The 20,187-nt window shown below is 46.3% G+C and carries 30 protein-coding genes; 9 read left to right on the top strand and 21 right to left on the bottom strand.

The features are described 5' to 3' along the window. Positions 1 to 19: 19 nt before the first annotated feature. The 9 genes from HQQ92_RS22855 to HQQ92_RS22815 all read right to left on the bottom strand — a co-directional run bounded on the left by HQQ92_RS22855 (position 20) and on the right by HQQ92_RS22815 (position 5,133). The gene (locus HQQ92_RS22855) at positions 20 to 370 is read right to left on the bottom strand and encodes a hypothetical protein (protein ID WP_173248834.1); all 351 of its coding nucleotides are present in this window, start codon (positions 368 to 370) and stop codon (positions 20 to 22) included. A 184-nt stretch (positions 371 to 554) separates the two neighbouring features. Next, the gene (locus HQQ92_RS22850) at positions 555 to 758 is read right to left on the bottom strand and encodes a hypothetical protein (protein ID WP_173248832.1); all 204 of its coding nucleotides are present in this window, start codon (positions 756 to 758) and stop codon (positions 555 to 557) included. A gap of 311 nt (positions 759 to 1,069) precedes the next feature. Continuing rightward, positions 1,070 to 1,228 carry a hypothetical protein gene (locus HQQ92_RS22845; RefSeq protein ID WP_173248830.1) on the bottom strand — a complete coding sequence of 53 codons (159 nt, stop codon included), beginning with the start codon at positions 1,226 to 1,228 and terminating at the stop codon, positions 1,070 to 1,072. A gap of 10 nt (positions 1,229 to 1,238) precedes the next feature. Beyond that, a complete protein-coding gene (locus HQQ92_RS22840; protein WP_173248828.1) occupies positions 1,239 to 1,661 on the bottom strand; it encodes a hypothetical protein in 423 nt (140 codons plus the stop codon). Between the two features lie 532 nt (positions 1,662 to 2,193). After that, positions 2,194 to 3,462 carry a site-specific integrase gene (locus tag HQQ92_RS22835; RefSeq protein WP_173248827.1) on the bottom strand — a complete coding sequence of 423 codons (1,269 nt, stop codon included), beginning with the start codon at positions 3,460 to 3,462 and terminating at the stop codon, positions 2,194 to 2,196. 41 nt (positions 3,463 to 3,503) lie between these two features. Next, complete coding sequence (locus HQQ92_RS22830) at positions 3,504 to 3,851, bottom strand: hypothetical protein (RefSeq protein ID WP_173248825.1); 348 nt, start codon at positions 3,849 to 3,851, stop codon at positions 3,504 to 3,506. 87 nt (positions 3,852 to 3,938) lie between these two features. Then, a complete protein-coding gene (locus HQQ92_RS22825; RefSeq protein ID WP_173248823.1) occupies positions 3,939 to 4,436 on the bottom strand; it encodes a hypothetical protein in 498 nt (165 codons plus the stop codon). Positions 4,437 to 4,490: 54 nt separating this feature from the next. Then, complete coding sequence (locus HQQ92_RS22820) at positions 4,491 to 4,718, bottom strand: hypothetical protein (RefSeq protein ID WP_173248821.1); 228 nt, start codon at positions 4,716 to 4,718, stop codon at positions 4,491 to 4,493. Position 4,719: 1 nt separating this feature from the next. Beyond that, positions 4,720 to 5,133, bottom strand: coding sequence for a hypothetical protein (locus tag HQQ92_RS22815; RefSeq protein WP_173248819.1), 414 nt, complete (start codon positions 5,131 to 5,133; stop codon positions 4,720 to 4,722). 401 nt (positions 5,134 to 5,534) lie between these two features. Between HQQ92_RS22815 and HQQ92_RS22810 the strand changes: the two genes are divergently transcribed. The 9 genes from HQQ92_RS22810 (at position 5,535) to HQQ92_RS22770 (ending at position 10,116) form a co-directional block, all read left to right on the top strand. Further along, positions 5,535 to 6,203 carry a LexA family transcriptional regulator gene (locus HQQ92_RS22810; protein ID WP_173248817.1) on the top strand — a complete coding sequence of 223 codons (669 nt, stop codon included), beginning with the start codon at positions 5,535 to 5,537 and terminating at the stop codon, positions 6,201 to 6,203. A 117-nt stretch (positions 6,204 to 6,320) separates the two neighbouring features. Next, positions 6,321 to 6,953: a DNA N-6-adenine-methyltransferase gene (locus HQQ92_RS22805; protein ID WP_173248815.1), complete on the top strand. Its 633-nt coding sequence runs from the start codon at positions 6,321 to 6,323 to the stop codon at positions 6,951 to 6,953. Positions 6,954 to 6,965: 12 nt separating this feature from the next. Beyond that, entirely contained in the window at positions 6,966 to 7,850 is an 885-nt protein-coding gene (locus HQQ92_RS22800) for a hypothetical protein (RefSeq protein ID WP_173248813.1), read from the top strand. 12 nt (positions 7,851 to 7,862) lie between these two features. Next, positions 7,863 to 8,096, top strand: a complete 234-nt coding sequence (locus HQQ92_RS22795) for a hypothetical protein (protein ID WP_173248811.1) — start codon at positions 7,863 to 7,865, stop codon at positions 8,094 to 8,096. Continuing rightward, the gene (locus HQQ92_RS22790) at positions 8,089 to 8,685 is read left to right on the top strand and encodes an HNH endonuclease signature motif containing protein (protein WP_173248808.1); all 597 of its coding nucleotides are present in this window, start codon (positions 8,089 to 8,091) and stop codon (positions 8,683 to 8,685) included. Before HQQ92_RS22795 ends, HQQ92_RS22790 begins: the two co-directional genes overlap by 8 nt. A gap of 1 nt (position 8,686) precedes the next feature. Next, complete coding sequence (locus HQQ92_RS22785; RefSeq protein WP_173248806.1) at positions 8,687 to 8,875, top strand: hypothetical protein; 189 nt, start codon at positions 8,687 to 8,689, stop codon at positions 8,873 to 8,875. 114 nt (positions 8,876 to 8,989) lie between these two features. Then, positions 8,990 to 9,634 carry a ParA family protein gene (locus tag HQQ92_RS22780; RefSeq protein ID WP_173248804.1) on the top strand — a complete coding sequence of 215 codons (645 nt, stop codon included), beginning with the start codon at positions 8,990 to 8,992 and terminating at the stop codon, positions 9,632 to 9,634. 2 nt (positions 9,635 to 9,636) lie between these two features. Then, positions 9,637 to 9,885, top strand: a complete 249-nt coding sequence (locus HQQ92_RS22775) for a hypothetical protein (RefSeq protein WP_217272779.1) — start codon at positions 9,637 to 9,639, stop codon at positions 9,883 to 9,885. Between the two features lie 81 nt (positions 9,886 to 9,966). Next, on the top strand, positions 9,967 to 10,116 hold the full coding sequence (locus HQQ92_RS22770) for a hypothetical protein (protein ID WP_173248802.1): 150 nt from the start codon (positions 9,967 to 9,969) through the stop codon (positions 10,114 to 10,116). A gap of 379 nt (positions 10,117 to 10,495) precedes the next feature. Here HQQ92_RS22770 and HQQ92_RS22765 read toward each other — a convergent pair whose 3' ends face one another. The 12 genes from HQQ92_RS22765 to HQQ92_RS22710 all read right to left on the bottom strand — a co-directional run bounded on the left by HQQ92_RS22765 (position 10,496) and on the right by HQQ92_RS22710 (position 20,172). Continuing rightward, positions 10,496 to 10,840 (bottom strand): DNA-binding transcriptional regulator, encoded by a 345-nt coding sequence (locus tag HQQ92_RS22765; protein WP_173248800.1) that lies wholly within the window; start codon positions 10,838 to 10,840, stop codon positions 10,496 to 10,498. 4 nt (positions 10,841 to 10,844) lie between these two features. Then, positions 10,845 to 11,438, bottom strand: a complete 594-nt coding sequence (locus HQQ92_RS22760; RefSeq protein WP_173248798.1) for a hypothetical protein — start codon at positions 11,436 to 11,438, stop codon at positions 10,845 to 10,847. A 41-nt stretch (positions 11,439 to 11,479) separates the two neighbouring features. Beyond that, the gene (locus HQQ92_RS22755; protein WP_173248796.1) at positions 11,480 to 11,677 is read right to left on the bottom strand and encodes a hypothetical protein; all 198 of its coding nucleotides are present in this window, start codon (positions 11,675 to 11,677) and stop codon (positions 11,480 to 11,482) included. Positions 11,678 to 11,907: 230 nt separating this feature from the next. Then, positions 11,908 to 12,255 carry a hypothetical protein gene (locus HQQ92_RS22750; RefSeq protein ID WP_173248793.1) on the bottom strand — a complete coding sequence of 116 codons (348 nt, stop codon included), beginning with the start codon at positions 12,253 to 12,255 and terminating at the stop codon, positions 11,908 to 11,910. 21 nt (positions 12,256 to 12,276) lie between these two features. Then, the gene (locus HQQ92_RS22745) at positions 12,277 to 12,672 is read right to left on the bottom strand and encodes a hypothetical protein (RefSeq protein ID WP_173248791.1); all 396 of its coding nucleotides are present in this window, start codon (positions 12,670 to 12,672) and stop codon (positions 12,277 to 12,279) included. An 8-nt stretch (positions 12,673 to 12,680) separates the two neighbouring features. Next, positions 12,681 to 12,974: a korC gene (locus tag HQQ92_RS22740; protein WP_251071187.1), complete on the bottom strand. Its 294-nt coding sequence runs from the start codon at positions 12,972 to 12,974 to the stop codon at positions 12,681 to 12,683. Between the two features lie 45 nt (positions 12,975 to 13,019). Further along, positions 13,020 to 13,304: a hypothetical protein gene (locus HQQ92_RS22735; RefSeq protein WP_173248789.1), complete on the bottom strand. Its 285-nt coding sequence runs from the start codon at positions 13,302 to 13,304 to the stop codon at positions 13,020 to 13,022. A gap of 716 nt (positions 13,305 to 14,020) precedes the next feature. Further along, on the bottom strand, positions 14,021 to 15,037 hold the full coding sequence (locus HQQ92_RS22730) for a hypothetical protein (RefSeq protein WP_173248787.1): 1,017 nt from the start codon (positions 15,035 to 15,037) through the stop codon (positions 14,021 to 14,023). Between the two features lie 466 nt (positions 15,038 to 15,503). After that, the gene (locus HQQ92_RS22725) at positions 15,504 to 16,478 is read right to left on the bottom strand and encodes a contractile injection system protein, VgrG/Pvc8 family (RefSeq protein ID WP_173248785.1); all 975 of its coding nucleotides are present in this window, start codon (positions 16,476 to 16,478) and stop codon (positions 15,504 to 15,506) included. A 36-nt stretch (positions 16,479 to 16,514) separates the two neighbouring features. Next, a complete protein-coding gene (locus HQQ92_RS22720; protein WP_173248783.1) occupies positions 16,515 to 16,739 on the bottom strand; it encodes a tail protein X in 225 nt (74 codons plus the stop codon). Continuing rightward, complete coding sequence (locus tag HQQ92_RS22715) at positions 16,729 to 17,121, bottom strand: phage tail protein (protein WP_173248781.1); 393 nt, start codon at positions 17,119 to 17,121, stop codon at positions 16,729 to 16,731. Before HQQ92_RS22715 ends, HQQ92_RS22720 begins: the two co-directional genes overlap by 11 nt. 87 nt (positions 17,122 to 17,208) lie before the next feature. Next, the gene (locus tag HQQ92_RS22710; RefSeq protein ID WP_173248779.1) at positions 17,209 to 20,172 is read right to left on the bottom strand and encodes a phage tail tape measure protein; all 2,964 of its coding nucleotides are present in this window, start codon (positions 20,170 to 20,172) and stop codon (positions 17,209 to 17,211) included. Between the last annotated feature and the right edge of the window lie 15 nt (positions 20,173 to 20,187).

The raw sequence follows: 20,187 nt of genomic DNA, 5'->3' as shown, positions 1-20,187 counted from the left end.
AGCAATGACCCCACCTTTTTTAGTTATAAGATGTTGACATGCAATCAACCGGGTAATATTCAGAGTAAGGCGTAACAAATGAAATTAAAGGCACAGCATAATGAAAGTCTGAACCTTTGATTAACTTAGCGCCACCTATTGGTTCTTCACATCTAACAGCCGACCACATTACACGCCAGTTTGTCTTTACCTGTTCACAACACTGATAATCTTCATTATTGTTAGGATCGTCATATTCATTTTTTATTGCTTCGGCGCTATAAGCCAAAAATATTTCGCTTTCCTCGCCATACCAAAATAACTTACGGCCCTGCATAGCCACATCAAATATCATCTGTTTTATGCGCTTGTTATTGCCCTTCTTGCTCATAATGTTTAACTCCTAATTAAAGCATCAATTCACGATAGCTAAACGTGTGCCAGCATTCGCAATCACCCTTGAACAAACCATCACACCCGCCAGGTAATGACGATTTACATTTGCCGCAATCTCCCAGGGCGGCGAGTTGTTTTTTAAGCTGTTCATTGTCACGGCGGATCAAGGTTTCGATATATTAATCTAAGCCATATTCACCACGAACGCCGCCGCGGATAACTCGGTTTCTCTCTAAGGTTTCGCGCTGGCCCTTGGTCAATGACACTTCAACAATGGCGATCCCTAAAGCCGATTGGCGTTCACGCTGAATGCGCTTTCGCTTTGCGGCTGCTTCACGCTGCGCCTGTTTTTTATCTTCATCCTTTAGTTTTCCGCTTGGCATTCGCCGACCTCCGCTTAAGCTGATACTTAGCGCCACACCCAACACAAACCACCCTTAAAGATCCTGAACGAGTTTGTTTAAATGGCCCGTGGCATTTAGGGCAAGATGACGATTTAAGCTTTTCAGTGACAGCCTGGTTAATCGCCTCGCTGTTATTCGCCCTTACTGGTCCATAACCTAAAGCCTTTGCTACTTGGCGGTATTCCTTCGCAATCCAAGCCCCGTCCGGTTCCTCATGCAAACCGTCGCCCATCATTTCGCCTAGCTTGCAAAGCTGACGATGCAAATGATCCGTACTCAATATTGGCCCCTTAGCGACCGACGCCAAAGTCACGCAAGTTGATTAACACATCTTGCTGAAGATCAGCGCCGCACACGTATTGCCAAAACCAGAACCAACGGGCCTCACTATCAAAGCGCCATAGCCAACGGAACGATTGGTAACGAGTAAGTGAAGTTGCACGTTTCATAAAACCGCCTTTAATCTTTATAGTGTCTAAGGCACTTACCAGTGACAGGGTCTTCGTTATCGCAACCTTCAGTGTGAAGGTAAACTCGGCCGGACTCTTTTAGCCTGGTTAACTCAGCCCGAATGCCTTGAACGTCATCACCAAACCACTGCTTAAGTTCTCGATCAGACATATTCAACGCGGTTTCAACTGTCATTTGAACATGACCAGACCAAGCCCGCTTTTCGTCTTCGACCTTGAACATGTATTGGTGATTGAACTCACCGCATGTCACAAGCTGGCCAGTTTTGACGCCATGTTCAGCCAGGTAACACGCGCGGTTATATCCCCAACGTAAATGGCGTTGAATGGCGCTAATGCCAAACTGGCCACGCGAACCTAAAGCGGCTTTCAATTCTTCAAGTGACTTGTCATAACTCTGATCTGAAAACATTTTTAACCCTTAACCTTAGTGAGAAAACAAAGCGGGGCCGACTCTGGCCATGTCATACAAAGGCACACTGCCAACGGTCGAATGTGGCGCGACTCCGGCCCGCCTCAATCGCTTTCGGACTGTCGGTCTGGACAATGCGAACATGTCGGCGATCTGCGAAATGTTTAAATAGCGTATCGACATCTAATTAACCTAAATTTCTAAAACCAACAGCCTACAGGCCGCGGATTAACTGGATTTTTCCAGCTAACTGGAAAGAGTGCTGTCGGCGCATAGGAAAGTGAATATTTTGTCAAATACCGCGGGCCTCGTACCCGTGGTAAACCCTGAAACGCTCAGGGTCCCCCGCCTTTATCCGCTGCCACCGTGCGCTGAGTTCTTGCAACTCATTGATAGACCTAATCATTCTTTCACCAGCGAGCGCGGCGACGTGGGCCTGACGCGCATTGTTTTGTGTCGATTCCGCGGCGTGTTTTTTTCCAGTCCCTTGCATTGTCCTTACTCCTATATGATAAATGTCTTGATTCATTGTCTAAGCCGCTTGGCCATTGGGATTTACTGAACATGATTTAACAAACGATCTCGGTAATGGATCGGTGTGAAACTCAGCGAACCCCAAGTCATCTAAATGTTTATGATATTGTTCGATAGCATCACGCTTAGGACCACTGACAAGGGTTTGGTAATAGGCTTCATCGAGCTTACTTAAGGTGTGATTTAACAATATCTCACCGACCATATAATCGATTTTCATTTCAGCCCAAATTGATCGAGCAACCTTCCTAAAGTCATGAGCACTAAAGGCGCTTTCGCTAAAGCGTTTGATTAACTTGCTGGCCCCTGACTCACTGATAGCACTCTTAGGGTTTTTACCTGGAAACAAATACAACCCACGATAACCCGTTGAATATTGCTGCTTACGATAGGCTGACAATAAGCGAACAAACTGTTCTGATAGGGGCAACTTATGTTCTTGACGGGTCTTAGTATGCTCAGTGGGAATAACCCACTGACGACGCTCTAAATCGAATTGGTCCCATCGAGCTAAACGGGTTTCACCGATACGGGTAGCAAACCCCAGCAACAGCGCAACAAACATCTGAAGCCTAATAGGTTGTTCTGATAAGCGGCTCAATAGTTCAGGTAACATCGGCGGCTTAATGGCTCCATCACGGGCGACAACACTATCGACAATAAAATCACTGAATACCATTTCACTCATGGGATTTACTGATATGCGTTTCTGTTTCTTAGCCTGGTTAAACGCCGCTTTAAGCACGATGAAAGCCAAGCGAACGGTAGCTAATGACCGTTCTTGCTGAAGCGGGCAAATAAACAGATCATCAACATCAGCGGGGGTTAGTTGGTCATAACTTAGTGGGCCAATCATAGGTAAAAGGTGACATTTAACCACTGACCTAATGGTCGATTTGCGGTGTTTAGATAAGCTTTGCAACTGACTACAGCGGGCCTCATACCAGTTCAATAAGTCGGCCACTGTCTGAAACTGTTTGGCACTTAATAGCTTATCACCGGGATTAATGGCTGCTTGGGCTGATAGCTCAGGCACACAGGACAGCACGGCTTTAACGGTGAGTGACGGCCATGTCCCGACTTTGCGCCAATAAGTTTGGTTATTGCGGTAAGTTACGAAGTGCCAACTTGCTTTTGTGCGATCGCGGCTAAAGCGCAATCTAAGCGGATATTTAGGATCCTTAAGCTGGGTCACTGTCGCATCATGTTGAAAGCGGCGGACAACAGCTTCAGACAAGGCCACCTCAACACTTTTGCTTTGCTTCATACTTACTCACACCTTATTCATTAAAATTGTGGATAAATTAATCACTGCTTGTTTCTAAAGATTGCGGCGTTCTTGGCAACCACAGCCAGCCAAGGCAACAGTAAAAACGCCAGCCAGCCCCACCACTGAACCAGTGCTAGTACCGCAAGCAAGCAAAAGAAACTCAGGCGAGATGACCAATCAACGGGCGGCTTAATGCCCTTGTGTACGGTCCTAATTTCATCAGCGTGAATAAAGACAAAGTTAATAATCAAGAAAGTCCCCAAGGCCACCAAAGCCACCTTAGCCGCCACGCTCACCCAATAAAGGGCCCAGGTGTCACCCGCAACGACTAACCAAATTAGCACCGGGTTAACCCAGTGGTGAGATATCTTAAATCCCCTATTCATATCATTTCGCCTTTTCGTTAATTCGTTATTTATACAATCGTTCAGAACGGTTCTAAGCTTCTTTCGCGTTTCGCTAATAGCCGTTCCTCAAGTTCGCGCCGTCTTGCAACCGCGGCGGGATTTGGTACGGTTTTCTTGGCGGGTCGAGGCTGGCGCGGGGGATGACTGGCTAACGTGAATAGATTGCGTGGTGACATGTTTTTCCCTCGACGAAGTTAACTTTTCTGTTATATGCGACCGAGCTAACCCAAGCCGCCGCTTATAGGTTCTAACACTAATCCCAAGCGAATGAGCCTTATCAAACTGAGGCTTCTCAGGATCAAACCCAAGGCGTTTAATCGCGCCATATTCCAAACGAAACAACTCAACCGCGGCCGGGTTAACTACATACAACGCCATCAATGCCGCTTCGATATCCGCTTCAACACAATTCAGCGCTGGGCCACTGCCACCGCTGCCATAATTCATTACACCGTGGTTATCGATAAGCTTACTCAGCACACTTTGACCACTTACCGCCAGCCCGCCGCGGTGAACCCAGCGCGCCCAGCTTTCACATAATTCGTCTAACTCTTTTGTATACATGACCCGTCCGCCTTATTAATTGGAGTTCTAAGCGGTAATGCGGGCGAACTAAAATCAACAATCACGATTAGCCCAAGCGTTGAATTGCTGGATCAGTGTCAGATATAAGTCACCGGCTTTTTTACAGGTATTCAGTTCACGGCGACTCGATACCCCGCAATACTCTCTCACTGCGACCGCGGCCAACTCGGCGTTATTCACATCACGGTTAGCGATTAGGCTTAAAAACGCCCTAAAGCGTTCTGATTGGCAAAGAATGGCTGCACCTTGAGTCAGGTTCATATCAGCACACCTTTTTACGGAAACGGATCAGGCATTCCGATAGCACTTCTGCCGGATTTAGCACCGCATCAGGCTTAGGTAATGACCAAGAACGGGGCGCAACATGAAGATCCGATAACAACATCGGCACAGAACAAAACACCTTGGCCAAGGGGCCGCGAACGTGGCAGAAAAACGCGCCTAATTGCCGCAGTGTTGCGACTTCATCAGGATCAGTGACTCCGACAACAACTGTTACCCGGTCATCAAATGTTTTTCGCGAAAAGATAAATTTGTAACGCTCGACGCGGCGTTGTGGGTCCACCAATCCGCCTACTGAAAAGCGTTCAACTCGCCCAGGACGGGCGGCGCAAAAATCTTTGAACACTTCGTCTTGGTGGCTAGTCGTGCCACCCATTAACACAATAATCGTCATACTACTTCCTTCGACGCCACATAAGCGGCGCGCCAGTCTTCTATTGATACCCGGTTCTGACTTTCTTTTTTGATTAGCTCTTGCTGGCGAGGGCGGGGGAACCTCTCCAAGTGATACCAAGACCAAACGGTCGCCTGTGCGACCCCTAACCCTCTGGCGGCTTTACTTATCCCGCCTAAGCTGTCTATCCACTCTTTAATTGTCACGGCTTGGATTATTCCTTCTTTACGTGGTCATTCAAGCCACATTAAGTGGTAATACTAGCCACATTAAGTGGTAAATGCAACGATCTAAAAGTGCTATTTAATACTTAATGTGGTATTTTAAAAAGTAATGTATATTTAGGTTTTAATTGGCATTTCCCAAGGTAGGGCTTTGCTACTGCTAAACGAGGCGAGCGTATGGATGACCATGACGAAAAATACAGACTCTTAATCGGGGCGAGAATTAAGGGTCTTCGTCAAGCTAAAGGCTGGACAGCCGAAGAAGCGGGGAAACGGGCAGGTGTCAGCCGTTCGCGCTGGTTGAATTGGGAATGTGGGGCCCGCGCCCCTAGAATTTACATGTTTCCCAATCTAGCAAATGTGCTAGGCACCTCGGCGTCTTACCTGGTCGGTTTTACCGATAGCCCAGGCGAACAACCCGACAATTGGGGCTACATCACTGCAAATACCCCAAAAATTGAAACCATGAAAGGTTTAAATGAAAGTAAGCAGCTAGTCAGTGATTCAATTGCATTTAGGGCAAGCGACTTAGAAGCCAAAGGCATTGAAGGTCACAAAATTGTATTGCTACGCGTGCCAGATAACAGCATGGTCCCTGATTTATCTAAAGGGGATGACGTATTAATCGACCTCACCGAAACTGACGTAAAAGAGCCGGACATTTACGCAATAAGGGAACAGGACGGTAATATCTGGTTACGCTGGATAAGAAAAGACATCGGCGGCACATATACGTTATATGCGAACGATAAAACCCACTCTAACGATCAGCAATTAACTGAAGATCAGTTCAATGCGTTAGACGTGTTAGGCCGTTATGTATGGTCGGGCCGCTGGCGTAAATAAGCTTTACTAAAAAGCATGGCATAGCTGTGTTTTTTTACGCCCAAAATGACCACTTAAAGTGACTAAATACACATAAAGTTGCAACAAAAACAACTTAAAGAGTAAATAAGGGAAACTATGGCAAGTCATCAGCAAAACTCAAAAACCAAAGAAGAATATCGGGATCAAACCTCAACCGTGCCTTGGTTGTTTGCGGCGCTCGATGACGAGTTCGACTTTGCAATCGATTTGGCCGCGACAAGCATATCGGCTAAGTGTGCTGTGTACTTCACGCCCGAAACTGACTCATTAAAACAAGATTGGCTTGCTAGCGTTCCGCCGCTATCCAGTGCGACAGGCTGGCTTAACCCACCTTATTCAAAAATATTGCCCTGGATAGAAAAGGCCCAACAAGAACAAGAAAAGGGCTTTACCACCTGTTTTTTGGTTTTCGCTGACTCAAGTTCGGAGTGGTGGCCACAGGGTCGCCCCTGCATCATTCGAGAAATAACGGGTTACTACTACGACCACGAATACAAGACAGGCAAGCGCAAAGGCACAACGGGCAAACGCTGGGCCAGTGGCCGACTTGAATTTGTGAATGCCGAAACAGGCGAAACCATGAAAGACCCGCTTAACAAACCCTGCTGTTTAATCATTTTCCCTGGCTTATATCGTGGGCCGACATTACGGGAATCGATCACCAAATTATCACTAATGGAACGCGGCCACGCGCACCTAGCCAAACTTAATAACGAATTAACGAATTAACGAGATCACGCAATGGAACACATACAACTAACTCAAGTCATGCTAAACAATGACGCCGCCAACAGCTTAGAAGCCTTTATCGGCATATTTAACAAAATGGTTAAAGAGTCAGACCTTATGGCTGACACGATTAATCACCTAAACAGTGAAATGACCAGGTTAAAAGAACAGGCATCAACCGCCACCCTATTAAAAAATCAGGTTGACGGCTACAAACGCAAAATTGAAGCCGACACTGACCAGATTAACCAGCTAGAAACCAGAATGTCAGAAATGACCACGGTTTTACTTCAGGCTGAAAAAAACGCCCATAAGCAAATGGGGCTTGTGCGTGAACTTGAAATGTCACGGGCTAAAAGCGCAGAGTTACAACGCCAACTCACCGAACTTAAAGGGCCAGATAGCCCCGCCAGGTTAAAAGAGCAATTGAAACGAGTGAAAACCAAGTCGGAAGAAAAAAGCCTTAAAATTACGCGCCTAGAAAATGAAGCGAACACATTCAAAAAACAATTAGCAGACGCTAATCAGCGAGATATTCGCGCCGCCGATAAAATCAAGCGCCTCATGGCAGAGAAAAACAACATCGATTTGACGGGCATTTTCCATCATGGCCACCACCACCTGATCATGTGGCCACAGCTTAATGAAGTGCAAGGCCAAGACGGCAATACCTATAAATGTCGCTCACTGCTTTACATGCACCAATCAGGCACAGGCAAGTTAATCACCTTTGATAAAGACAATATGGCGGCGGTGATCTGCAAAGCCCCAAGCGGCGGCGTTCGCATACCCGATGAAGTAAAGCTCTTTGCTGAAGACTGGCTATTCAATGTGAACGTCACCCAAAACGGGATCGTTACCCCCGCTGATATGAAAATGACTGATTTAAACAACTAAGGAAGCGAACTCATGAAGAATCAACTAATCGACTTAAACAATCATTTATTTGCTCAGATTGAGCGCCTTAGTGATGAATCAATCACAGGCGAAAAACTCAAAGAAGAAATTGAACGCTCCAAGGCTGTTTCAGGCATATCAAGCCAAATTGTAAGTAACGCGGCGTTAGCTCTTAAAGCCGCCGAATTTAAAGCCGAATACGGCAATCGAGGCGGGGCGCTGATAGGGGTCGATAAAAATGCCTAAAGGAAAATGTATTCATTACACGCCAGAAATGCTGGCATTTATCAAAGCGTATTATGCGGAAAAAACCGACCCTTATTTAACTGTCGCCTTTAATCAAGCCTTTAATACTGATTTATCTATAGCTGCAATAAAAGGTGTGAGAAAAAGAAACAAATGGTTCTCAGGAAGAACAGGTCAATTTAAGCCAGGGAACATACCTCACCCGAACGCAAGACCAAAAGGACCAAACAAGACCAGCTTTAAAAAAGGTGAAAAGCCGTTTAACTGGCGACCCGTTGGGAGTGAGCGAATTAATGTAGACGGATATATAGAGATAAAAACCCATGAACCTAATGTGTGGGAATTTAAACACATAATCGAATGGATAAAGCACTTTGGCCCAATCGAGCCGGGGGACGTGATTAGGTTTGTTGACGGGGATAAATTAAATCTATCCCCGTCAAATATGGAAAAAATAACGCGCGCTGAACACCTGGCATTTAATAGGGAAAAAGTTAGCGACTATGCGCCTGAACTACAGCCAAGCATTAAGCTTATCTGTCGATTAAAAGTTAAAACACATCAGCGACTAAACCAGCAAAGGCGGTAATATGAAGCAAATATCCAACACTGAACTAGCCAAGGCTGCGGCCAGCATCTTGATCAACTTAGACGACATGGAACACATCAGCGTCACAGACAAAATAGCGATACTTAAATCCGCCGCCAACATGCTAGAAAATCAACTCATGGCTGAATGTTTAGCCCACTCATTAAGAAACGCCCTCACCCCTCGCTAACCTCAAGTCAAAGCGTTAATTCTACATTTCGTTAATTAACGCTTTACTATCGCCGCCTAATGTTCTAAATTTACCGTTAACGAAATAACGAAATAACGACGATAGGTAAAACCAATGGGATATAAGATCAGCGTTATCGGGCAAAAAGGCGGCCCAGGTAAAAGCACACTCGCTAGAGCTATCGCTACATGTTACGCAAGCTCTGACTGGGACGTAAAAATAGCCGACTTAGACATCAACCAATCAACCAGCTTTAACTGGTTGCAACGACGACTAATGAATCAAATTGAACCCGTTGTAGCTGTTGAAACCTTTGGTACAGCCGCTACGGCACTTAAGCAAGCTGACAACTACGACTTGTTTATATTCGACGGCGCACCAATGGCCAGCCGCGCCAGCAAGCAAATCAGCTTAGTGTCTGATCTTGTTATCATCCCAACAGGGCTAGCCACTGACGACCTACAGCCAGCCGTTGCCCTGGCACACAACTTAGTTGCTGAAGGTGTAAAACAAGACGCGATTTGTTTTGTGTTTAACCGGGCAACAGGTAGCGAAACCGAATATCAAGAAGCGGTCGCCTATCTGAACAAAACCCCTTACTTTGTCATCGATGGCCGTATCGAAGACAAACCCTGCTACCGCCGCGCGATGGACATGGGTTATTCAGTAGTAGAAACCGTTTATAAGCAGCCGCGCGAAAAAGCCGACGCTGTCATTCAAAACATCATTAATAGACTAGAAACGCTGATCGAGGAATAATCATGGCCGCACCATCTAAGAAACCAACTAAAGGCATTGGCAAGGGCGAACCACCACAGCAAGACACCCACAGCGGCGTTGTGGGTAACAACATACACAAAGCGGCCGCTGGTGAATTGGTCCCGTTAAACTTTAAAATTGACGCTGAACTGAAAAAGGAATTTAAGACCTTTGCCACGGCTCACGACCTATCAATGGTCGACTTACTGAAAAACGCATTTGAATTTTACAAAGAGAATAAAGGCGGGTAACTGCTTTTAAGTTCAAGCGGCTGACTCTCTTACCTTTCAGCCGCTTGAGTAATCACAACCAACCAATGGGAATTGATAGCTATGTCACAAGCGCAATATACAGCAATACAAAAAGCACGTCTAATTGATCTGCCAACCATTCCGGCCGCGCTAGTCGCCCAATGGCTTAAGACCAAGCCAGAATGGTTACAAACCCTGTTACGCAAATCACTAGATATCACGGGGGTCTAATGAACGGCTTCACCATGCCTAAGTGCTGCAATAGCTGTGAATATTACAGCCACAAAGGGTATGACACAGATCCGCTATCTCCCTTTAAAGACCGATGGGGAAAACCGACAAGCTCTAAGACTGCATGGGGACATTGTGCCAAGCACCAGGCAAACGTATTTGTCACGGAATTATGTGAACAGTTTGCCAAGCTTGAAGGGATAGAGGTAACGAACGTCGACAACAGGCCCCAGCCTAAAGAGCCAAGACAAGAAAGTCTATTTTGATTTAAGCCCCGCAAGTTATATACAGTAACTTGCGGGGCTTTTTAATGACATAAATTCAGCGCAATAAAAAACCACCTCATAGGTGGCTTTTGGGAGTGGTTAACCGACAAATACTATCTCGCTAACATATCCCGCTTAACATCATCAACCAGATCATTGACCACAGATAACGCAAGACGCTGATCCTCGTTCAAATCCTCTGAATCGCTCACAGTAACAACAATGGCCTTGGCTTGGTTTAGTCGTCTATCCATGCGGTCGATATGGTCCATATCACGACGGGATGTTAGGGTCACAGATAACGCCTTAAACAGCTTAATGAAACTTGGGCCGTCTTTGCTATCATCATTTTCCCAACTTAATAATGTATCAACACTTATATTTAAGCGTTGGCAAAAATCCTCTGCTGTCAGCCCTGATAGCTGGCGTAACTCTTTAACAATCTGAGATAGTACCATTTTATTATTCCTTCATAAAAACAGAAGATTGTGATTGAAAACCTATCTTAAAAAGTAAGAATATTTCGTAAACAAATAACGTAACTTTGATAGGGGTATAAAGATAATAAGCATATAAAATATGCTCTGAAATCACGGCCCTGGCTCCATACTCAAGGGACGTAATGATATTGACTAAACAACTAGCGGCATAAAGCAAAATTATTTTAAATTCATCAACATGACGCTGATAAACAATGCTTACTTTGTAATCTCCTTTTACATCTGGCACCAAGAATCCAGCCAGCTTTATGTAAGCAAAAACCACTAATCGAAAGACTTGCAATCGAAAGGCGATAAGCAATAAAACGACGATATCAAAAAAACCACTTACAATAAAAAACATATAACTTTTTATGTGAGGGTTATTTAATAAGAAGTCGTTTAAAAACAAAACGTCAAATAGGTGAACAAGCAAGATAACAGAAACCAACAGAAGAATATTATTATTGCTCTTATTCAACAAAGCGGCGAACGCCAAAGCTAAACAAAAAAAGTTATTTAACAGCCGTTGGTCTATGCTGGTAAATATAGAGTCAATATATATTAATACGTCCATTGCATCCCTGCTATCAAGCTATCCATACCTAAATCTAACGACTACATTTCATTTTGCGCTGGAGGGGGCTTAGTGCCGCCGCCGATCGCCTTAAGTTGCACATCTTGCTCTTGCTCAAGCACCTGAGCGAACTCAACAGACTGTTCTTTTGGAGGCGGTTTAGTGCCTCCACCAATAGCCTGAGTTGTCGGAACTGTGTCAGTCACTTTCATAGATAAATACTCCCACTTGGTTAACATAAAAAAGCCAAGCCAGTATATTACATCAGGCCACAAAATCACACCTAAAGTGTTATTGACCACGGAAAGTTTTATTAAATAAAAATTCCTATGCAAATGATGCAATTATGTAACAACGAGTCAAAATGTTGGCGCACAGTGTACGCCTAAATGACACGCAGTTAAACCAAAAACATATCAAAATGATAGTTGAACCTGATTAATCGTTAATTATACATTTCGTTAATTCTTTACTTATCAGGATTCGCCCAGGCGTTTAACTGAACGCATTCCGCGACTATCACATCGGTTTCTTTGTTGCTGAATGCCAGGTGATCATTAATACAGTTTTGCAACGTCATCGATGCAGCCTTAAACTTATCGCCCTCGACTAATGACGAATCGTTAAGCCAGCCTTTGCGCTCAAGCGATATCAGCCAATAAGCGGCGGTCCCTAACTGCTGTTCATTGGTTGCCGTTGACCACTTAGCGCGATCCAAGCCGTTAATGCTCCCTAACATCATCCATTCAGGCATTTTTGAACAGGCGCTTAACGCTATGGCCAACACACCCACCGCTAAAACTTTATGAGTCATCATCTAAAACATTCCTTGGTTTTGTTACCTTTCGGCAAGCTGATAGTGATTGTAAAAACACTGGCCACAGCGTTCAAAGTGGATCCACTTCTTCGTGTGCGCACACTGCCCTTCCCAATACAAATTTAACGCATTAGCGGCGCACTGTGGACAGGTTAACCCCTCTTTTATGAGTTCGTATTTTGCCAATGATGACGAGACAAAAACCTGAGCATTATCAGGTAAACCAAATTTAGTCGGGTCCGATTTTATCTGCTCAAACAACTCTTGTAGGGCTACTTCGCCGCGTTCGTCAACGCGGAAACGATTTCGCACATATTCAGGCCCAGGTGATAGTTTGTCATATAGTGCAAATTCTCCCGAGAGATTGAGCAAATGAAACGTCGAGCTTTCTGTTTTTGCAATGATTGAATATCGCATAACTCCCCCTATTTAACCCAAATCATACCTAGGCCCGCGCGTTCACAGAGCAAGCACCAAGCCGCGAATTTGATTTCTTGGGCGTCGCTAGTCCACTTACGGATTGTTCGACTACTGACATCGAGCAAGGCCCCGGCTGAACTACCTGTAAGCCCTGCCATTTTTAAGACGATTCGGACATCTTCGCCGCACGGCCTAACCCAAGCGCCCGACTCGGCCGACAACAATGTCGATGGATTTAATCCTTGTTCAAATGCGGCAACTTGTTTTTGTTGCGTGTCTAATGATGGTAACGGGATCATGATTTTCCTTTTGACTCAATATAAGCGGGGCGAACCCCGCTTTCATTATTGTTTAAACTGGATATTGCCAACATCGGCTAGGGTAATGTGTTGCAGTGAAAGGGTCCCTTTCGCTAGTGCCTTAAAATAACCTGAACTATTCAGGTGTTCAAAAACATAAAACAACCATGTATCTAAGATGATGTCTCGCCGTTCAACCGTAACCCCTATATGTTCAGGGTTAAATTGCCTTGTTGGTTTGCCTAGTGATTCTATCGAACCTCGGCGAGTAACCCAAAAGTCGGCGGTAGCATTTCCAGTTTTTAAAGAGCATAAGCTTTTCAGCTTCATCGGGTTAACACCCCCCGGTTTTTGGCCTTGGCAGTATGCCCGGCCTTGATTTAAATATTAGGCCCTTTCGTCCTAATTATCAAGCGTTAATTCGTTATTTCGTTAATTGATTGCCTTTATACCTGCCAGCCTGTGACATGTCACGGGATTGACTGGCTAAATGATTTAAGCCCCTATTTCGCTCTGGCAAGGTGTTAAGCATTTTCTGTTACCACGCTATCAATTCTTTCCGAAAGCAGTGGAATTACGCTGTCAAGGCTGCGCAGCACCGCGAAGCGGCTTGGCCTTTACTGCGTAATGAAACGAATAGCCTAGGCTCAGGGGATTGGCTTTAGGACGAAGTCCGTGCCAAGCTCCTGACGCCTCGCGGGCGAGAGGTTCCCCCGGAGGGGGCGGAGGGGGAGATCTTAGGCCCCTGGCGTAAGCCAGGAAATGGCCGCATCATTATATCTTTCTAAGCGAAGCGATAGATAAATTAGATCGCCTTTAGGGCGTCTAATTATCCTTCTTTTTAAAGAAGTGGTTAGTTCAGCATTAAATTTCGAGATTAAAAATATATTAGTCAGATCATGCGTCCACAATTGGCAACGAACAGACGTATAAATGAGAATTTAACGGGTAAGTGATGTAAAAACGTCACGCTGTGCGGCCTGAAATTAGCTGTAGCAAACGTGAAAAGGCCAGCACTAGGCTAGCTTATAAACATTGTTTTAGGGCTATGTGTAGCCGCGCAGGACCTCGTTAAGCAAGGTTAAATACTCGTCGCCTTGGGCTTGCGGGTAATTATCTTTAATAACTTTCTTAGCTTGGAATACCCAAGCAGTTGGCAACTGGTTACACAGCTTGAAGTATTCTCTTTCAGCGTCAGAACGCTGCGGCTGTTTAGCCTTGTCCTTGATCGCTTGTTTTAGGCGGCGGTGTGAGTCCATCACTTGTTCTGTGTGCTTATTTGACCCGGTGAACTCGCGGCGCAATCTGGCCAATAGGTTTTTAAGGCTTGGGCGATCGAGGCCCGCGATTCTATCGCTGGCGGTTTGCCTTATTACCTCGGCCTCACGTTGTTTCTTCGCGTTCGCTAGCAAACCTTTCTTTTGCATCCAGGCGCGCGATCTTGCGATCAGCGCCTTAGTGTCTTTCATGGTTAAACCGAACGACTTGAACAACTCCGGCCGAAAGAAAACCCGCATAGCTTTATGTTGCTTTGCTTTGGCGTCAAACTCATGCACAAGCAAGATCAAGTTAGCGGCGGCCATATCTTCAAGGGCGGCAAGAACGGGGTCATAAGCCACGCGGCCGTGTCTGTATTGGCCGTTATTACCATCATAACCCGGTTGATAATGATGAATTTGCCCTATCATTTCGGCCAGTTCTGGCACAGAGGCTTTAACTTCAAATAGGTAAGGTGCATCAGGATCATAGTCGGCGCGGTAAATCATGGCGCGGGTTAAGGCGTTGAGGGTTTCTTCTCGTTCGCTACGTATTGCAGCACGGCGGGGAGGAATAACTTTAACTTGATCCGGGGCGCTAGTGTTCTTTTTGCGGATCAAGTTTGCACCCGCTGAACGTAACTTGGCCATGTAACGGTTTTTAGACCAGGAATGCACCTTAAGAATAGCGTCAAGGCGTTTGGCGATCGGGTGAACCATTCCTAGGTTAAATTCAGGTGTATATCGTCTGTGCGGCTTCTTAACGCTAAATGCCGTTAAATCCGCATCAATAGCTTGGCTACTCATGCAGCCACCCTAAAAAAATGCTCATCATTTTTGCTTCTTTATCTTTTTAATTGCAAAAAAGAATCCGTCAGCATAAAATGAAAGCTGATCTTGTCGAATTGATCGCTAGCGGTTTTATGCCTACAAAGAGAGCTGGTCTGCCAACCGGCTTTTTTTGTGTCTGAATTCCAGTAAGTTATTTATTTATCAGTCTATTTTATCACCAAATCAAAGTCCGCATTCTGCGGTAGAAATAAAATGTACCACAATTAGTGGTCATTCTGCCATAAAAATCTAATCATACTAAATAAAATAAGATCTCAACAGCGCATCTTATAGGATCGGACGGCCTTGTTTAAAGATCTTTTTCACGTTTAGGTAAATACGCTCAAGCACTTAACAACTGAATAATGATGATCGCGCAGACGGGCGCAAGATAAGTAGGGCGAACCAATGCCGCCCAGCTTTGAAGGGGAACTGTGAAGGGTTAATCTTTTGGGGTAATGCCGCGACCACTGGTTGAAGACACCCCCGAACCCTCTATCGAGTGCTCAATAGTTTCTATTAACCAGGTCTTATTTGCGGCGCTATTGTGATTAGCAAACGTGATTTTTGTTTCCGGGGCCAGTGACGCGGTTAACGGCCGGGTAAAGTCAATCGATGCTTGTCCACGTTGAAAACCGTCCAGCTTGGCTTTTGCGGCGCGCTGGGCTTCATCTTTGTTAGGATAGTTGCGGCGGATCTTGTATTGCGGTTCACCACTGCCCGCTATTTCTTGCACTTCAACTTGATTTACTTCATCAAACCAATTAACCACCACAGACTGATAATCGCTGCGCTTTTGTATCGTGACACGCCCGGACGTGTTTTCGGGATCATCGATGACAAATACAGGCAATTCTTTACCCGACACGCTTTTGCCCTCGCCCTTGGCCACGATCACTAACTTGTTAGCGACGGGTTTAAAAAATCCCCCGGCTTCTCTGGCAAGTCGTGATAATAGGTTCATATCAGATTCAGACTTTTGATCTAAATGCTCATAGGTGATCCCCGCCAACTCTGGCGACACCTTTACATCATAACCATGCGCCGCGGCGATTTTGGCGGCTAAATCCCCCAGGGTAATGTTATCAAAGGTTTCATCTTTAGGGGCCTTTAGGCTGCCTTTCATCTTTACGGCTTTGGCGTGAATGCTAAACACCTGATCATCAAGCGGGACCTCTAGTTCATCGACTTCAAAAACGCCTTTATAGACTAACGAATCAGTATCGCCGATCCACACCTCCAGTTCTGCGCCCGTTTCCGGCAACCTAACCACACCATCACGGTTATCTAACTCAATTGCCACAGTGTCAGAGTCAGACCCCGCCGCATCACTGACAGTAAGCTTAAGCAAGCGTGACGCTAACGCCTTGGTGATATCATTGCCATTCGCGGTGACTCTATAACGTGCTTCTTTCATTCGTTAATTCGTCCTTTCTTTACTTTAATTGTTAGGCTAGTCCCACAACGACACCTTGCTATTATCTACCGCAGAGGCCAACTCTGGCATAAAAACCAAAGTGTTAGCGGGTAATATAGGGCCTAGTTTTGCCAAGCCAGGATTAGCAACCAATACCTGTTCTGTGGCTCCTGGTCTGCCTTGGTAATATTGGTGACAAATACTGTCGAGCATTTCGCCGCTTTTAGTGCGGTAATGCTCGCCGATAGGGTTATTCTTCATCTTCACCCCACTCAGCAATCATTAGGGTCCCTTTCATTTCAAGCGGGATCCCATTAGTTAAAAAATACTGCTCGGAAATGTCTAGCTTCTCGATGACCCACAGCCCAAGATCCGCGCCGCCGCTTGGGGTTCCGCCAACTAATCGCTGTGGCTTGCCCTTATCGCCGATCGCTTTCAATTTAGACAACAGCAATAAATCCGCTTTGTTTTGTGGATAAATCATAATGTCGAGGTTTTTAGATGACGCATCCGGGCCATGAAATTGCCGTGCAGGCTTTTTTCCAACGCGGTCTTTTTTCTGCCAGCGCCAGGCGTGTGACGTTGATAAAGTTTGATACTGAGCCGTATCGATTGAGAATTGAAAATCACCTAATGCCAGCATGACCTCATTGTTTGACCTATCAGGCATAACACCCCCAAAAATAAAGCCCGGACAGTGCCGGGCAATAATCAGTTAATCATGGTTAGGTTAGACGTCGGTTTGACGTCCACGTCCACGGCGCGCGTTTTGTCGATCCCGTTCGTCAAGCTTGCGCTGAACTTCGCGGGCGATTTCTTGCGAATCCATCCCTGGTCCCGCGGTAATCGCAAAGTGTGTTTGGCTTTGATCAACATACGACGGGGCCGCTGACTGCTGCTTAAAGCCCGTTTGTAACATAACAGGCCGCTGCATAGGATCGCGCATCACTGGCGGAGCGTCACCCATCATACCAGGCGAATAACCCCCATCGATGGCGGGCTGTTCAGGAGCCAATGGGCTAACCATTGGCGGCGGTGCGGCTTGGCGAACCGTTTTAATCACCTCAGCCTGTGGACTATCACCAGTGAACCAGTTCCACACCTCACCAATTGCCGACATAATGTCATTAACTGGGCCCATAACCGCCGACACTAACCAGTCAATAAAACCACTGGCCATTGACTTAATGTTTTCCCACAATCCCGAAAAGAAACCTAACAAGGGATCCCAAGCTTGAACAATCAAGCCTAATGGCGTCCACGATAAAAGCGTTCTAATCGCATCAAGCGGGGCATTAAACACCGCTGTTATTCCATTCCACAAACCACTGAAGAAAGACGTTAATGGCCCCCATGCCTGGAACAGCAACCCAAGGGGCGACCAAGACAGGATCGTCTTGAATAGCGACCATGCACCACTGAACACCGACCCTATGCCAGCAAACACGCCACTAAAGAACGACGTTAACGGCCCCCATGCCTGAAACAGCAACCCAAGGGGTGACCAAGACAGGATCGTCTTGAATAGCTCCCACGCGCCACTGAACACCGACCCGACACCGTCAAACACGCCGCTGAAGAACGACGTTAGCGGCCCCCATGCGCGAAATAGTAGTCCAATGGGCGACCAAGACAGGATCGTCTTGAATAACTCCCACGCGCCACTAAACGCCGACTTAACCCCATCCCAAAGCGCAGAGAAGAAACCTGTCACAGGGGACCAATCTTTAACCAGTGATAAGCCCCAAGCCGCTAACATAGCGATCAGGCTAACAACTAACATAATGGGGTTAGCTTTCATCACCAGGTTAAACACCTTCATTGCGCCAGTCATTAGCATGGTCGCCAGCGCCGCGCCTCTACTCGCAACGGTCATCACAGTGGTAGCGGCAGCACTGGCCAACATTGCCACCCGATTAACCAGCATTGCACCTTTAGCGCGCAAGTTAGCCAAGGTGAAAAAGTCCATCACTTTACGGGCCGTGATCAGCGTGTCAGAGAACATGGCAAAACCAAAACGGGCAACAATACTCGCGGTTTTCAATGCAATTAAACCGACCACTGTAAACGCGATTAACTGACTTAATAACGGGAAGTTTTCAATAAAGCTACCTAGACCATTAGCAAAACCCCCTAAGACGTTTGCAACCACAACTAGCGCGGGGGAAAATAGTTCACCAACGACTGACGACACGTTAAAAATCTGCTGAGTTAAGATATCCATTGCCGCGCCGGGGCCTTTACCGATCGCGTTGGCCATGTCCATAGTGGTGGCCATACCTTTTTTTAACTCACCTTGCATTACGCCTGTTTTGTCTTTTAGCTCACCAATTTTTGGTAATAGCATGTCGATCATGTCGACGGCTTCTTTCGTGCCAAATGCTTTGGTTAGCTCTTGCTTGTCCATGTCAGTGAGTACGCCGCCGTACTTGTCACTGATTTCTGTCAATATCTCCCCAGTCGATAACAAGTTCCCGTTTGCGTCATGGACTTGGATCCCCAAGGCTTCAGACGCTTTACCCGCACTGGCTAAAAACGATTGATACTTTGTCGCCGCTTGTCCGCCTTGGAACGTAGCCGACAACATACCACCCACCGCAAGCTGTTCAGCAAACGACTGTTTAGCCTGAGTCGCCGACGCGCCCAAGGTACTCATAAACTGACTTATCTTGTCACCGTCAGTTTTGAACTGTTGCACCGACGCAGAGATCCCCGCACTAAAGTATTTCCCGAACTCCATATCACGATCGGCGGTTGACAACTTGTCCCAATCTTTGATGACCGATGCGCCAAATTGATTAAATTGCTCACGATAAATTGAATAACCCGTCGCAAACAAATCAGTCATCGTGGCCACCGACGCCTTGGTTCCGGTGGCGGTTAATGCCGCAATGCGCGTAAAGCCGCCGACCGCTTCATCACTGAGCGACGCAATACCCGACTTAATATCATAAGACGCTTTAATAAAGTCGGTTGTCGTTGTGCCGCGAAACTCTGACGAAAATTCACGGGCCGCTTTAGTGATAGCCTTAATACCGTCATCTTTGATGCCTAAAGACTTAATTTCGCCCTGGGCGAGTGACACCTCACCATAAGCATCCGCCAAGCTTTTAACCCCGTACACAGCCGCCGCGACGCCTATCATGTCGGTAGCGGCGCTAGTTTTTAACTCGCTGTTACGCTCGCGGATTTTGGCTAACTCTTTTTGCTTTAACGCAGTCTTATCTAGCTGACTTTGGTTTTTCTCAAGCTCGCGGTTGTATTTGCTCGTTTGCTCGCGGATCTGGCGGGTCGCCTCATTTAGATTTTTGGTCGACACCCCCGCACCTTGAAGCCGTGACCGTAATTGCTGTAATTCGGTTTGTTCGCGCTGGTGACTCGATGACAAGCGGGTCACTTCATCCTGGGCGCGCTTAAACTCGGCCGTCAGTTTACGGGTCGGGTTTTGGGTTTGCTGCATCTGCCTGGCTAAATCGGCGGCTTTTGCTTTGGCGGCGGTTAACGCTTCTGACGACTGCAAGGTCGCGACTTTTAGCTTGCGAAAATGCTCAATGTCTTTGGTTGTTGCACCCAGCTTTTTAAGCTCAGACTGACTAGCCTTAACCTTTTCCGCTAGATCTGTTGTTCCCTTTGTCACCTTACGGATAGGGGACGTGATTTTATCAATCAGCCCCATGACCAGGTTCATTTTCATGTTTGTATCAGCCAA

Source organism: Shewanella sp. DC2-4 (assembly GCF_013248875.1).
Classification (GTDB): domain Bacteria; phylum Pseudomonadota; class Gammaproteobacteria; order Enterobacterales; family Shewanellaceae; genus Shewanella; species Shewanella oncorhynchi.
Note: the sequence above shows the minus strand (reverse complement) of the source record. Positions and strands in the feature narration are given on the sequence as shown.

Coding starts and splice junctions, on each gene's coding strand:
- HQQ92_RS22855 (WP_173248834.1), bottom strand. CDS start 370: ATGAGCAAGAAGGGCAATAACAAGCGCATAAAACAGATGATATTTGAT.
- HQQ92_RS22850 (WP_173248832.1), bottom strand. CDS start 758: ATGCCAAGCGGAAAACTAAAGGATGAAGATAAAAAACAGGCGCAGCGT.
- HQQ92_RS22845 (WP_173248830.1), bottom strand. CDS start 1,228: ATGAAACGTGCAACTTCACTTACTCGTTACCAATCGTTCCGTTGGCTA.
- HQQ92_RS22840 (WP_173248828.1), bottom strand. CDS start 1,661: ATGTTTTCAGATCAGAGTTATGACAAGTCACTTGAAGAATTGAAAGCC.
- HQQ92_RS22835 (WP_173248827.1), bottom strand. CDS start 3,462: ATGAAGCAAAGCAAAAGTGTTGAGGTGGCCTTGTCTGAAGCTGTTGTC.
- HQQ92_RS22830 (WP_173248825.1), bottom strand. CDS start 3,851: ATGAATAGGGGATTTAAGATATCTCACCACTGGGTTAACCCGGTGCTA.
- HQQ92_RS22825 (WP_173248823.1), bottom strand. CDS start 4,436: ATGTATACAAAAGAGTTAGACGAATTATGTGAAAGCTGGGCGCGCTGG.
- HQQ92_RS22820 (WP_173248821.1), bottom strand. CDS start 4,718: ATGAACCTGACTCAAGGTGCAGCCATTCTTTGCCAATCAGAACGCTTT.
- HQQ92_RS22815 (WP_173248819.1), bottom strand. CDS start 5,133: ATGACGATTATTGTGTTAATGGGTGGCACGACTAGCCACCAAGACGAA.
- HQQ92_RS22810 (WP_173248817.1), top strand. CDS start 5,535: ATGGATGACCATGACGAAAAATACAGACTCTTAATCGGGGCGAGAATT.
- HQQ92_RS22805 (WP_173248815.1), top strand. CDS start 6,321: ATGGCAAGTCATCAGCAAAACTCAAAAACCAAAGAAGAATATCGGGAT.
- HQQ92_RS22800 (WP_173248813.1), top strand. CDS start 6,966: ATGGAACACATACAACTAACTCAAGTCATGCTAAACAATGACGCCGCC.
- HQQ92_RS22795 (WP_173248811.1), top strand. CDS start 7,863: ATGAAGAATCAACTAATCGACTTAAACAATCATTTATTTGCTCAGATT.
- HQQ92_RS22790 (WP_173248808.1), top strand. CDS start 8,089: ATGCCTAAAGGAAAATGTATTCATTACACGCCAGAAATGCTGGCATTT.
- HQQ92_RS22785 (WP_173248806.1), top strand. CDS start 8,687: ATGAAGCAAATATCCAACACTGAACTAGCCAAGGCTGCGGCCAGCATC.
- HQQ92_RS22780 (WP_173248804.1), top strand. CDS start 8,990: ATGGGATATAAGATCAGCGTTATCGGGCAAAAAGGCGGCCCAGGTAAA.
- HQQ92_RS22775 (WP_217272779.1), top strand. CDS start 9,637: ATGGCCGCACCATCTAAGAAACCAACTAAAGGCATTGGCAAGGGCGAA.
- HQQ92_RS22770 (WP_173248802.1), top strand. CDS start 9,967: ATGTCACAAGCGCAATATACAGCAATACAAAAAGCACGTCTAATTGAT.
- HQQ92_RS22765 (WP_173248800.1), bottom strand. CDS start 10,840: ATGGTACTATCTCAGATTGTTAAAGAGTTACGCCAGCTATCAGGGCTG.
- HQQ92_RS22760 (WP_173248798.1), bottom strand. CDS start 11,438: ATGGACGTATTAATATATATTGACTCTATATTTACCAGCATAGACCAA.
- HQQ92_RS22755 (WP_173248796.1), bottom strand. CDS start 11,677: ATGTTAACCAAGTGGGAGTATTTATCTATGAAAGTGACTGACACAGTT.
- HQQ92_RS22750 (WP_173248793.1), bottom strand. CDS start 12,255: ATGATGACTCATAAAGTTTTAGCGGTGGGTGTGTTGGCCATAGCGTTA.
- HQQ92_RS22745 (WP_173248791.1), bottom strand. CDS start 12,672: ATGCGATATTCAATCATTGCAAAAACAGAAAGCTCGACGTTTCATTTG.
- HQQ92_RS22740 (WP_251071187.1), bottom strand. CDS start 12,974: ATGATCCCGTTACCATCATTAGACACGCAACAAAAACAAGTTGCCGCA.
- HQQ92_RS22735 (WP_173248789.1), bottom strand. CDS start 13,304: ATGAAGCTGAAAAGCTTATGCTCTTTAAAAACTGGAAATGCTACCGCC.
- HQQ92_RS22730 (WP_173248787.1), bottom strand. CDS start 15,037: ATGAGTAGCCAAGCTATTGATGCGGATTTAACGGCATTTAGCGTTAAG.
- HQQ92_RS22725 (WP_173248785.1), bottom strand. CDS start 16,478: ATGAAAGAAGCACGTTATAGAGTCACCGCGAATGGCAATGATATCACC.
- HQQ92_RS22720 (WP_173248783.1), bottom strand. CDS start 16,739: ATGAAGAATAACCCTATCGGCGAGCATTACCGCACTAAAAGCGGCGAA.
- HQQ92_RS22715 (WP_173248781.1), bottom strand. CDS start 17,121: ATGCTGGCATTAGGTGATTTTCAATTCTCAATCGATACGGCTCAGTAT.
- HQQ92_RS22710 (WP_173248779.1), bottom strand. CDS start 20,172: ATGAAAATGAACCTGGTCATGGGGCTGATTGATAAAATCACGTCCCCT.